Genomic DNA, 12,515 nt, shown 5'->3' on the forward strand with positions numbered 1-12,515 from the left:
TTTCCTGCCGGCCATCGCCGGCACCAAGTTTGCGCGAATGAGGACAAGTGTTATGGGTAAGAATGTCGTAGTCCTGGGCACCCAATGGGGTGATGAGGGCAAAGGCAAGATCGTTGATCTGCTGACCGAACATGCTGCCGCCGTAGTGCGCTACCAAGGCGGTCACAACGCTGGCCACACCCTGGTCATCGACGGCGAAAAAACCGTCTTGCACCTGATCCCGTCGGGTGTCCTGCGCGAAGGCGTGCAGTGCCTGATCGGTAACGGCGTCGTGGTTGCACCGGATGCCCTGCTGCGCGAGATCACCAAGCTGGAAGAGAAAGGCGTACCGGTGCGCGAGCGCCTGCGTATCAGCCCGTCCTGCCCGCTGATCCTGTCCTTCCACGTTGCGCTGGACCAGGCCCGTGAAAAGGCCCGTGGCGAGCTGAAGATCGGCACCACCGGTCGCGGCATCGGCCCGGCCTACGAAGACAAGGTCGCGCGTCGTGGCCTGCGTGTGGGCGACCTGCTCAACATGCCGCGCTTTGAAGACAAGCTGCGTGAACTGGTGGATTACCACAACTTCATGCTGGTGGGTTACTACAAAGAGCCCGCCATCGAATTCGACAAGACCCTGGCCGAGTGCAAGGAATACGCTGAGCTGCTCAAGCCGCTGATGCTGGATGTGACCGCCGAGCTGCACGACCTGCGTCGCGCCGGCAAGGACATCATGTTCGAAGGCGCCCAGGGTTCGTTGCTGGACATCGACCACGGTACCTACCCGTACGTGACCAGCTCCAACACCACTGCTGGCGGCGTCGCTACCGGTTCGGGCGTTGGTCCTATGTTCCTGGACTACATCCTCGGCATCACCAAGGCCTACACCACCCGTGTAGGTTCGGGCCCGTTCCCGACTGAACTGTTCGACGAAGTCGGTGCGCACCTGGCCAAGCAAGGTCACGAATTCGGCGCGACCACCGGCCGTGCTCGTCGCTGTGGCTGGTTCGACGCCGTTATCCTGCGTCGCGCGATCGATGTGAACAGCATCTCGGGCATCTGCTTCACCAAGCTGGATGTACTCGACGGTCTGGAAACCATCAACATCTGCGTCGGCTACAAAGATGCCGAAGGCAAGGACGTTGCCCCGGTTGACGCCGACAGCTACGTGGGCCTGCAGCCTGTGTACGAAGAAGTGCCGGGCTGGAGCGAATCGACCGTGGGTGCCAAGACCCTGGAAGAGTTGCCAGCCAATGCCCGTGCCTACATCAAGCGCGTTGAAGAGCTGATCGGTGCGCCGATTGACATTATTTCGACGGGCCCGGATCGCAACGAGACCATCGTTCTGCGTCACCCGTTCGCTTAATAAGCTATTGATGTAAAAAGCAAAGGGCTCCTTCGGGAGCCCTTTGTCGTATCTGCATGCCAAGCGGCACGACCCTTGCTGTGTTTCTCTCTTTCGCGGTGCTATCAAATTAGTGGCACCCGTGGTGGAGGGATTCCCGATGTCTGCCGTTCTCTCATTGTTACAAAGCCGTCTGTTGCGGCCGGTGTTCGTTACCCTAGGTATCGCTCTTTTGGTGCAAGTGCTGGTGGCGGTCGCTCTCACCCGGAGCACGGTCACGGCGCTGGAGGCCGATTTGGGCAGTCGCCTGGGCGTCGACAGCCAGAAGCTGTCCGGTGAACTGGCCCAGGCCGGCAAGGAAGTCACGTCGAGCCTGGACAGCTTGTCCACCAGTACCCGTCAGCGCCTGACCGCCGGGCTTTCCGAGCGCCTGCAGGCAGAGCAGAAACAGTTGCGTGCGACCCTGGAAAAAGACCTGCAAGACTCCGCCAACGATATGGCGCAACTGCTGGCCTCGGTGGCGCCCCGCGCCATGTGGGACAGCGATGTGCCAACGCTGTCCGAGTTTGCCCGACGCGCCCAGCGCAATCCCAACGTGCTGTTCGTGGTTTATGACGACGCGGCGGGTGAGCACCTGACTCGTTATCTGAATCGCGAAAATCCGATCAACAAAGCGTTGCTGGAAAAAGGCCAGGGCGATCGCGCCCTGGACAAAGTCCTGAACGCCGCGAAGAACGATCCTTCGGTGTTCTACGTCGAGGCGTCCATCAGCCCTAACGGCGTGGAGATTGGCAAGGTGCTCATGGGGGTGTCGACCGCGTCGGTCGAGGCCGATCTGCAAGCGCTGGACAAGCGTTTTGCCGCACTGATAGCCAGCGGTGATCAGTTGGTCGGCGACAGCCTCAAAGGTGCCGCGGCGGATAGCGCGGCGGCCATGGGCGCTCGCCTGCAGTCGGCACAAGCCACTGCGACCCAGATGACCGTCAACACCACCGACGCCGTGCAGGAGGCTGCCGGCACCTTGCGTTGGCGCATCGGCATGGGGCTGGCGGTGGTCGGTTTCGGCGTATTGCTGCTGATCGCCGTGGTTCTCGGCCGCCGTGTGGTCAATCGCCTGAAACTGCTTATCGCGGCCATGGATGACCTGGCAGCAGGCGAGGGCGACCTCACCAAGCGCGTGCAGATCAACAGCAAGGACGAAATCGGCGACATGGCCTCGGCGGTCAATCGCTTTGTGGATAAGTTGCAACCCATCGTGCGCGAGGCGGGCGATGTGGCCCAGCGTACCGGCGTGGAAATCGGCGCCATGACCTTGCGCAATGCCGGCGCCGATGCGGCCGCTGGCTTGCAGCGTGATGAGGTGGCGGAGAGTTTGCGCGCACTGTCGCAAATGGCCGACGAGGCCCAGGCCGAAAGCCACGCCATGCAGGCGGCGTTGCAGCAGGTGGTGGATATTCGTCAGGCGACGGACGAGAACTCGCGCACGTCGGCCGAAGTTGGCAGTTTGATCGAGGCGTTGGCGGGGCAGGTCCAGGCCGGGTCCCAGGTTATCGAGCGCCTGGCCCAGCAAAGCGAGCAGATCGAAGTGGTGCTGACGGTCATCCATGGTATCGCCGAGCAGACCAACCTGTTGGCGCTCAACGCGGCCATTGAAGCCGCGCGTGCGGGCGAGACCGGGCGGGGCTTTGCGGTGGTGGCGGACGAAGTGCGTGCGTTGGCCAGCAAGACCCAAAGCTCTACCGGCGATATCCAGGCCCATATCGTCGCGTTGCAGCAGGGCGCGCGGGAGGCGGTGGAAACCATCGGCAAGGCCGGGCGCCAGGCCAACGAAGGTTTGCTGGTGCTGCGCGACAGCGTGCGCTTGCAGCAGACGGTGCAGGCCTCGGTGGAGCAGGTGCATGCAGCGATTGGCCTGGCTACCCGCGCCGCCGAGCACCAGGCCCAGGGCGCCCATGCGGTACGAGGCCGTGTCGAGGTGATCCATGCCCAGGCCGAGCGTGCGGCGCAGGCGGTGGTGCAGACTACCGCCAGTGGCAAGGTGCTGGATGGGTTGGCGGCGCAGTTGAAGGCGAGTCTGGGGCAGTTCCGGGCTTAGCGTCGTCCGTTCTGGCCTCATCGGGGGCTTGCCCCCGATAGCGATCTCAGCGGCTCAAGTACATCCGAGTTGTCAGCAGATAGACCGGCAACCCCGACACCACTATCAACAACGCTGCATAAGGCGCCGCCGCCGCAAACTCCACATTCGAGGTGTGCGCCCACACGGCAGTCGCCAAGGTATTCAGCCCGGTGGGGCTGAGCAGCAACGTCGCCGTCAATTCCTTCATGGCGTCCAGGAACACCAGCGCAAATGCCGCACCCAATGCCGGAAAAATAATCGGCAGCGTCACTCGGCAAAACGCACTGAACGACGATGCCCCCAGCGTGCGTGCAGCCTCTTCCAGCTGCGGTGCGGCTTTGTTCAAGGCCGTGCGGATCGGCGCCTGGGCCAATGGAAGAAACAACAAGGCATAGGCGATCAGCAGCAACGCAGAGGTCTGGTACAGCGCCGGCACGTAATGCAGGGCGAAATACACCAGTGTCAACGCAATCACCAGGCCGGGCAGGGCGTGCAACAGGTACGGCAGGCGCTCGGCCCAGATTGCCAGTCGGCCCTTGTAGCGCACCACCAGCAGCCCCAGCGGTACCGCCAGCGCCAGGCACAGCGCCGCGCCACCCAGCGATAGCATCAGGGAGGACAGCAATGCCTCACCAATCTCGGCCATTGGAAATGCCGCCGATGAACCTACCGCCAGCCAATAGCCGAGCATGCCCAAGGGGATGCCGCTGCCGATGATCGCCAGCGTCAGGCAATACACCTGGCCCAGTGGCGCCCACTTGCCCAGTCGCACCTGCTCCCCATGCCGCGCCGCGCCCTGGCCGATGCGCACGTGCCGGCCCTTGCCGCGCACGCGCAGTTCCAGCCACAGCAGGGTCAGGCACATCACCAGCAATACCGCCGAAAGCATCGCGGCATTGGCATTGCTGAACTCCAGTTCGAATTGCTGGTAGATCGCGGTGGTGAAGGTTTGCAGGCCGATGATCGACAGCGCGCCGAACTCGACCAGCATATGCAGGGCAATCAGCAGTGCCCCAGCCAGCAGCGACGGCCACAGCAAGGGCAGGGTGATGCGCAGGAATACGCCCCAGCGATTCTGCCCCAGGGTGCGGGCCGATTCTTCAAGGGAAGGGTCCAGGTTGCGCAAGGTTGCGGCCACTGGCAAAAACACCAGCGGGTATTTGGACAGGGTCATCACCAGAATCGCGCCGCCGAGCCCTTCGAAGTGGGCGCTCAGGGATACCCAGGTGAAGCTGCTGACAAACGCCGGCACCGCGAACGGCAGGCACAGGACTACGCCCCAGAGGCGGCGTCCCGGCAGATTGCTGCGTTCCAGCAGCCAGGCCAGGGACAGGCCGATCACGCCGCACGCCAGCGTCACGCCGACCATCAGCGCCAGGGTGTTGCGCAGCAGCCCGAACACATAGGGCCGCCAGAGCAGATGTACCGCCTGCGCCCAGCCCGCCTGCCAGGCCTTCAGACCGACGTACACCAGTGGCAGCAGGCTCAGGCCAACCAGTAGCAGGACGGGGAGCAGTAGCCAGATCGAAGGGCGCTTGCGGCGTGGGCTGAACCCCCCGCGCAGGGCGGGGGTGGGTAGCGATGGGTTCATCAGTTCAAGCCAACCTCACGTTCCAGGTCCAGGGCTTCTTCTGCGTTGCCGAGGTCGGCAGGCGTGACTTTCGGCGGCTGCAGTTCGCTGAAAGGCTTGAGGCCGCGGTTGGATTCCATGCCTTTGCGCAGCGGGTACTCGGCCGAGGTAGTGGTAATCACGCGCTGGCCTTCTTCGCTGGCCATGAACGCCAGCAGTTGCTGGGCTTCTTTGGGATGCTTGCTGGACTTCAGCGCGGCCGCCGAAGACACGGTGATCAGGCCGCCGGCATCACCATCGGTGAAGTAGTGCAGTTGGGAGTCGAGGTTGGTTTTTTCTTTCTTCAGGGCAAACCAGTAGTAGTTGTTCACCAGAACGGTGGCTACTTCGCCGTTTTCCACGGCCTTCAGGGCGACCATGTTGTTGCTGTACACCTTGCCGAAGGCACGCAGGCCGGTCAGCCATTCTTCGGCGGCTTCACGGCCGTGCAGCTTGATGATCGCCACGGCCTGTTCCTGGAAGGCGCCGCTGGTAGGTACGAAACCGACCTTGCCTTGCCACTCGGGGCCGGCGAAATCCAATACCGACTTGGGCAGGTCTTTCTCGGCAATCAGTTTGGGGTTGAAGGCTACGACGCGGGTGCGTGCGGTCACGCCCATCCAGTCGCCGTTACGGCCCACGTAATCCTTGGGCAGGACGTCGAGCGTGCCTGCATCGATCTTGGCCAGCAGGCCTTGCTCGCCAAGTTTGTTCAGTGGCGGCGATTCCTCGGTGTAGATCACGTCGGCAGGGGAGCGGTCGCCTTCCTCCACGACTTGGCTGGCCAGTTGGTTGCTGCTGCCCTTGCGTACGTTGACGTGAATACCGGTCCTGGCTTCGAAGGCCTTGGCGAGTTCATCGCCGACTTCTTTGTGTTGGCCGTTGTACAGGGTCAGGGAGACCTTGTCGGCGGAATAGGCGGCGGGGGAGAGTAGGGTCAGGCCGAGCAGAGTGATGGTCAGGCCACGCAGAAGGGATGTCTTGAGACGGGTATCGCGGATCATCATCCGGGGTTTTCCTCACTTGAGTGCAACAAATCGTTGCAAGGATAAACGATAAAACTTCTCAAGTGCGCCGAAGGGGGGAAATTGCTGGTTGAGGTTTTCAAACCCCGGAAACGAAAAAACCCGCTTTCGCGGGTTTGATCTGAATTTGGTGCCCAGGAGAAGACTCGAACTTCCACGACCTTGCGATCACCAGCACCTGAAGCTGGCGTGTCTACCAATTTCACCACCTGGGCATTATCAAGCAACGTTGCCGCTGTTGATGGGGCGAACTATACGGCGGGCTTTTTAATCTGTAAACCCCTGATTCGAAAAATATAAATCGATTTTCTCGTTAAAAATCAGAAGCCTGAAACGAAAAAACCCGCTTTCGCGGGTTTGATCTGAATTTGGTGCCCAGGAGAAGACTCGAACTTCCACGACCTTGCGATCACCAGCACCTGAAGCTGGCGTGTCTACCAATTTCACCACCTGGGCAACATCAACAACGTTGCCGTCGTCGATGGCGCGCACTATACGGAGCGGTTTTTTAGCTGTAAACCCCTGCTATGAAAAAAACCTGGGAAATTTCGCCAATGGTCGTGCAAGGTGCGCGGCGAGGGCTGTAAAAGGCTTTTAAACGCTTGTTGATGCCTGAAATTTCCCGTTTCAATACGCGTATGCCAAACTAACCCGCATATAGACAAGGTGAAAAATCTCTAATGGCCGATTGGCAGTCCCTCGATCCCGAGGCCGCTCGTGAAGCGGAAAAATATGAAAACCCTATTCCTAGCCGCGAACTGATCCTGGCGCACCTCGCCGATCGGGGTTCGCCTGCTAGCCGTGAGCAGTTGGTCGAAGAGTTCGGTCTGACCACCGAAGACCAGCTCGAAGCCCTGCGCCGCCGCCTGCGTGCCATGGAGCGCGATGCTCAACTGATCTACACCCGCCGTGGCACCTACGCGCCCGTGGATAAGCTCGACCTGATCCTCGGCCGCATTGCCGGCCACCGTGACGGTTTCGGCTTCCTGATCCCGGATGACGGCAGTGATGACCTGTTCATGAGCCCGGCGCAAATGCGCCTGGTGTTCGATGGCGACCGTGCCCTGGCGCGGGTTTCCGGACTGGACCGTCGTGGTCGCCGTGAAGGCGTGATCGTCGAAGTGGTGTCCCGTGCCCACGAGTCCATCGTCGGCCGCTACTTCGAAGAAGGCGGTATCGGCTTTGTTGTGCCGGATAACCCGAAGGTCCAGCAGGAAGTGCTGATCACCCCGGGCCGCAATGGCGCTGCCAAGGTCGGCCAGTTCGTCGAGGTGAAAATCACCCACTGGCCGACTGCGCGCTTCCAGCCCCAGGGCGATATTGTAGAAGTGGTCGGCAACTACATGGCGCCGGGCATGGAAATCGACGTCGCGCTGCGTACCTACGATATTCCTCACGTCTGGCCTGAGGCTGTGCTCAAGGAAGCCGCCAAGCTCAAGCCGGAAGTCGAAGAAAAGGACAAGGAAAAACGCATCGACCTGCGCCATCTGCCGTTCGTCACCATTGACGGTGAAGATGCCCGCGACTTCGACGATGCGGTCTACTGCGAAGCCAAGCCCGGCAAGCTGCGTCTGTTCTCCGGCGGCTGGAAGTTGTTCGTCGCGATTGCCGACGTTTCCAGCTATGTGAAGATCGGTTCGGCCCTGGATAACGAGGCCCAGGTACGCGGCAACTCCGTGTATTTCCCTGAGCGCGTGATCCCGATGCTGCCTGAGCAGCTGTCCAACGGCCTATGCTCCCTGAACCCGAAAGTCGACCGTTTGGCCATGGTTTGCGAGATGACTATCTCGAAAACCGGCGAAATGACCGATTACCAGTTCTATGAAGCGGTGATCCACTCCCAGGCGCGCCTGACCTACAACAAGGTCAGCACCATCCTGGAACAGCCGAAAACCAGCGAAGCCAAGGCGTTGCGTGGCGAGTACGGGCATGTGGTGCCGCACCTCAAGCAGCTGTACGCGTTGTACAAAGTGTTGCTGGGTGCCCGTCATGTGCGTGGCGCGATCGATTTTGAAACCCAGGAAACCCGGATTGTCTTCGGTTCCGAGCGCAAGATCGCCGCGATCACCCCGACCACCCGTAACGATGCGCACAAGCTGATCGAGGAATGCATGCTGGCGGCCAACGTGGCCACCGCTGAATTCCTGAAAAAGCACGAAATCCCTGCGCTCTACCGTGTGCACGATGGCCCGCCACCGGAGCGCCTGGAAAAACTGCGCGCGTTCCTCGGCGAGCTGGGCCTGTCCCTGCACAAAGGCAAGGACGGCCCGACGCCGAAGGACTACCAGGCACTGCTGGCCAGCATCAAGGACCGTCCGGATTACCACGTGATCCAGACCGTGATGCTGCGCTCCCTGAGCCAGGCGGTGTACAGCGCCGATAACCAGGGCCACTTCGGCCTGAATTACGAGGCGTATACCCACTTCACCTCGCCGATTCGCCGTTATCCGGACCTGCTCACGCACCGCGCAATCCGCAGCGTGATCCATTCCAAGCAGAACACCCCGCACGTCAAGCGCGCCGGTGCCATGACCATTCCGAAGGCGCGGATCTATCCGTACGACGAAGCGGCCCTGGAACAGTTGGGCGAGCAGTGCTCCATGAGCGAGCGCCGCGCCGACGAAGCCACCCGCGATGTGGTGAACTGGCTCAAGTGCGAGTTCATGAAGGACCGCGTGGGCGAGTCGTTCCCAGGTGTGATCACCGCCGTGACCGGCTTTGGCCTGTTCGTCGAGCTGACCGACATCTACGTCGAAGGCCTGGTGCACGTCACCGCCTTGCCGGGTGACTACTACCACTTCGACCCTGTGCACCACCGCCTGGCGGGTGAGCGTACCGGTCGCAGTTTCCGTTTGGGCGATACCGTGGAAGTGCAGGTCATGCGCGTCGATCTCGACGAGCGCAAGATCGACTTTGGCATGCCTGACAAGCCCGCCGAAGCGCCGGGCCGTAAAAAGCGTGGCAGCGAGACGACCGCGCCTGCAAGCAAAGGCAAAGGCGCTCCCGCCAAAGCGGCAGTTGCAGAGCCCGCTCCAGCCAAGGCCGGGCGCCGTCCAGCAGCCAAGGACAAAGCACCCGAGGCCTACCGCCCAAGCGACGCGGCGGCGAAAAACGCCGAACTGCGCAAGAGCCGTGAGTTGAAGCAGCAGTTGCTCAACGAAGCCAAAAGCGGTGGTAAAGCGGCGTCTGGGGGAAAGTCCCAGGGGGCGGAAAAGCCGTCGAGCAAGCCAAGTAAACACCGTAAAGGCCCGCCAAAAGCGGGTTCGGCCCCCGCGAAAAGCGGCGGGTCGCGCAAACCTAAGGCCAAGTCATGAGTCTGGAAAAAATCTACGGCGTCCACGCCGTAGAAGCACTGCTGCGTCACCACCCTAAGCGCGTCAAGCAAGTCTGGCTGGCCGAAGGTCGCAGCGAGCCGCGCGTACAGGCGTTGGTCGAGTTGGCCACCCAAAACAAAGTCGCCATCGGCCAGGCCGAACGGCGTGAAATGGACGTGTGGGTCGAAGGCGTCCACCAGGGTGTGGTGGCGGACGTCAGTCCGAGCCAGGTCTGGGGCGAAGCGATGCTCGATGAGCTGCTCGACCGTACCGAAGGTGCACCGCTGCTGCTGGTGCTGGACGGCGTGACCGACCCGCACAACCTCGGCGCGTGCCTGCGCTCGGCCGATGCTGCGGGTGCGCTGGCGGTGATTGTGCCTAAGGACAAGTCGGCTACCTTGACGCCGGTGGTGCGTAAAGTCGCCTGTGGCGCGGCGGAAGTGATTCCGCTGGTGGCCGTGACCAACCTGGCGCGCACCCTGGAGAAACTCCAGCAGCGCGGCCTGTGGGTCGTGGGCACGGCGGGAGAGGCCGAGGTCAGCATTTATGACCAGGACCTCACCGGCCCGACCATCCTGATCATGGGAGCCGAAGGCAAGGGCATGCGTCGCCTGACCCGTGAACATTGCGATTACCTGGTGCACCTGCCGATGGCCGGTAGCGTCAGCAGCCTGAACGTGTCGGTTGCGACCGGCGTGTGCCTGTTTGAGGCCCAGCGTCAGCGTGGTGCCAAGGCCAAGGCGAAGAAGTAATTCCAAGCCTGGCGTAGAACCAACATGTGGGAGGGGGCTTGCCCCTCCCACATGTGCTTTTGTGGTGTCTGGGAGATTGTTCAAATAATCACCAATCACCTTGCGCCCGTTCTTCCCCTTCTCTACAATTGCGCCCCTTGCCTTCCTGGCAGGCACCGATGTGCCTCCCTGCGGCAAGATCCATAAGTGTCATTCACTCCTTGTCTGACCGTTTTTGAGCGGCAGGCTACAACCCGTAAGGAGCATTCATGCGTCATTACGAAATCATCTTTTTGGTCCACCCGGATCAAAGCGAGCAAGTCGGCGGCATGGTTGAGCGTTACACCAAGCTGATCGAAGAAGACGGCGGCAAAATCCACCGTCTGGAAGATTGGGGTCGTCGTCAACTGGCCTACGCAATCAACAATGTTCACAAGGCTCACTACGTGATGCTGAACGTTGAGTGCACCGGCAAGGCCCTGGCCGAGCTGGAAGACAACTTCCGCTACAACGATGCAGTGATCCGTAACCTGGTCATCCGTCGCGAAGAAGCCGTTACCGGCCAATCCGAGATGCTCAAGGCTGAAGAAAACCGCAGTGAGCGCCGTGAGCGTCGCGACCGTCCTGAGCACGAAGGCGCTGATAGCGCTGATAGTGATGACAGCGACAGCAGCGATAACGCTGACGAGTAATCCACGGACCTTATTAAGGAGCCTATCAAATGGCACGTTTCTTCCGTCGTCGTAAGTTTTGCCGCTTCACCGCTGAAGAAGTGAAGGAGATCGACTACAAAGATCTCAACACTCTGAAAGCCTACGTATCCGAGACCGGCAAAATCGTTCCAAGCCGTATCACCGGTACCAAAGCACGTTATCAGCGTCAGCTGGCTACCGCTATCAAGCGCGCCCGCTTCCTGGCCCTGCTGGCCTACACCGACAGCCACGGCCGCTGAGACCGGGCAGTCGACAAGTAGTAAGGGATTGAATGCATGCGCGCCTTAGCTGAGTTCATCATGCGCGGTCGTGTGCAGGCCACTCTGGTAGTGGCTGGATGTGCAGTGTTGCCGTTGTTGTTCTGGTTGGGTGCCGCCGCGGGTTGCCTTGTGCTCCTGCGGCGCGGTTCGGACGCCTTGAGCGTCCTGGGTCTGGGGTTGTTGTCAGTGTTGGTGAGCTGGCATTTCCTGCAAGACCCGACAGCGCTTCTGGTGCTGTTGGGGAGTTGCAGCCTGGCGTTGGTTTTGCGCGCCGGGCATTCCTGGAATCGCGTGCTGCTGGTCAGCACGGCCGTGGGGTTGTTGTGTGCGGTGAGCCTGGGGACCGTCTTCGGTTCCTTCATCGAGTCGTTGGCGCAGACGTTTCAACACGTCTTGCCGCTGGTGATGGGTGAGTCTTACGAGAAGTTCTCGGCAGACCAGAAAGCAGCACTCGCTTCACTGGCAGTTCCGATGTTGATCATTTCGACAGCGGTTTCGGTGCAGGTCTTTAGTGTGTTGTGCCTGATTCTTGGGCGCTATTGGCAGGCGTTGTTGTATAACCCCGGCGGTTTCGGAAGCGAGTTTCGCGCAATCCGGATCCCCAAGCGCGTTGCGCTGTCACTGCTGGCCGTCATGTGCGTTGCCCCGTTTATCGGGTGGCACACCTTGATCCTGTTGCCGTTGTTCGGTGTGCCGCTGTTCTTCGCTGGCTTGTCCCTGATTCACGGGCTTGTCGCGCAGAAAAGACTGGCCAGTTTCTGGCTGGTGGGGATCTACGTCACCGTCCTGCCGCTCATGCACTTGATCGGTCCGTTACTCGTGGTCTTGGCCATTGTCGACAGCCTGATTGATTTTCGCGGACGTTCTGCGCCGAAAGACGCCGATAACGCGAACGGTGAAGGTTAAAAGTTAGAGGATTTTCACATGCAACTGATCCTTCTGGAAAAAGTCGCCAACCTGGGCAACCTGGGCGACAAAGTGAACGTTAAGGCCGGCTACGGTCGTAACTACCTGCTGCCATACGGCAAAGCCACCGCTGCAACCGCTGCCAACCTGGCTGCGTTTGAAGAGCGTCGCGCTGAGCTGGAAAAAGCAGCGGCAGACAAGAAAGCTTCGGCTGAAACTCGCGCTGCCCAACTGGCTGAGCTGGAAGTGACTATCACTGCCACCGCCGGTGACGAAGGCAAGCTGTTCGGTTCGATCGGCACCCACGACATCGCTGATGCACTGACCGCCTCCGGCGTTGAAGTGCAGAAGAGCGAAGTTCGTCTGCCGAACGGCACCATCCGCAACGTAGGCGAATTCGACGTAGCCGTGCACCTGCACGCCGAAGTTGAAGCCACCGTACGCGTTGTCGTGGTAGCAGCTTAAGTCGCACCTAACTGACTGGCACCTCGTGTGTCGGGCAGTTAACATCGGGCACGAT

Annotated in this window: 10 protein-coding genes and 2 tRNA genes; 8 read left to right on the top strand and 4 right to left on the bottom strand. The window is 60.9% G+C overall.

What is annotated here, in order from left to right; translation table 11 throughout:
• Positions 1–52: 52 nt before the first annotated feature.
• Together BLW22_RS32910 and BLW22_RS32915 are read left to right on the top strand one after the other, a co-directional pair.
• Positions 53–1,342 carry an adenylosuccinate synthase gene (locus BLW22_RS32910; protein ID WP_027604896.1) on the top strand — a complete coding sequence of 430 codons (1,290 nt, stop codon included), beginning with the start codon at positions 53–55 and terminating at the stop codon, positions 1,340–1,342.
• A gap of 139 nt (positions 1,343–1,481) precedes the next feature.
• Entirely contained in the window at positions 1,482–3,416 is a 1,935-nt protein-coding gene (locus tag BLW22_RS32915) for a methyl-accepting chemotaxis protein (protein ID WP_074848587.1), read from the top strand.
• Positions 3,417–3,462: 46 nt separating this feature from the next.
• On the opposite strand, the gene BLW22_RS32920 is transcribed toward BLW22_RS32915, so the two are convergent.
• From BLW22_RS32920 to BLW22_RS32935, 4 genes are all read right to left on the bottom strand, one after another.
• A complete protein-coding gene (locus tag BLW22_RS32920) occupies positions 3,463–5,028 on the bottom strand; it encodes an ABC transporter permease (RefSeq protein WP_074848589.1) in 1,566 nt (521 codons plus the stop codon).
• Complete coding sequence (locus BLW22_RS32925; RefSeq protein ID WP_065925621.1) at positions 5,028–6,053, bottom strand: iron ABC transporter substrate-binding protein; 1,026 nt, start codon at positions 6,051–6,053, stop codon at positions 5,028–5,030. The genes BLW22_RS32920 and BLW22_RS32925 overlap by 1 nt, the downstream gene beginning before the upstream one ends.
• Before the next feature lie 146 nt (positions 6,054–6,199).
• A tRNA-Leu gene (locus tag BLW22_RS32930) sits at positions 6,200–6,286 on the bottom strand.
• A 154-nt stretch (positions 6,287–6,440) separates the two neighbouring features.
• Positions 6,441–6,527 (bottom strand) — tRNA-Leu (locus BLW22_RS32935).
• A gap of 224 nt (positions 6,528–6,751) precedes the next feature.
• Here BLW22_RS32935 and rnr point away from each other — a divergent pair.
• From rnr to rplI, 6 genes are all read left to right on the top strand, one after another.
• Positions 6,752–9,385, top strand: a complete 2,634-nt coding sequence (gene rnr, locus BLW22_RS32940) for a ribonuclease R (protein ID WP_065947127.1) — start codon at positions 6,752–6,754, stop codon at positions 9,383–9,385.
• Positions 9,382–10,137 (top strand): 23S rRNA (guanosine(2251)-2'-O)-methyltransferase RlmB, encoded by a 756-nt coding sequence (rlmB, locus tag BLW22_RS32945; protein WP_010213600.1) that lies wholly within the window; start codon positions 9,382–9,384, stop codon positions 10,135–10,137. Before rnr ends, rlmB begins: the two co-directional genes overlap by 4 nt.
• A 248-nt stretch (positions 10,138–10,385) precedes the next feature.
• Positions 10,386–10,808: a 30S ribosomal protein S6 gene (rpsF, locus tag BLW22_RS32950; RefSeq protein ID WP_003171371.1), complete on the top strand. Its 423-nt coding sequence runs from the start codon at positions 10,386–10,388 to the stop codon at positions 10,806–10,808.
• A 29-nt stretch (positions 10,809–10,837) separates the two neighbouring features.
• Entirely contained in the window at positions 10,838–11,068 is a 231-nt protein-coding gene (gene rpsR, locus BLW22_RS32955; protein ID WP_003171373.1) for a 30S ribosomal protein S18, read from the top strand.
• Positions 11,069–11,104: 36 nt separating this feature from the next.
• On the top strand, positions 11,105–11,995 hold the full coding sequence (locus BLW22_RS32960; protein ID WP_074848591.1) for a YybS family protein: 891 nt from the start codon (positions 11,105–11,107) through the stop codon (positions 11,993–11,995).
• 18 nt (positions 11,996–12,013) lie between these two features.
• Entirely contained in the window at positions 12,014–12,460 is a 447-nt protein-coding gene (rplI, locus tag BLW22_RS32965) for a 50S ribosomal protein L9 (protein ID WP_003171376.1), read from the top strand.
• Positions 12,461–12,515: the final 55 nt, after the last annotated feature.

This window comes from Pseudomonas marginalis, assembly GCF_900105325.1.
Lineage (GTDB): Bacteria > Pseudomonadota > Gammaproteobacteria > Pseudomonadales > Pseudomonadaceae > Aquipseudomonas > Aquipseudomonas marginalis.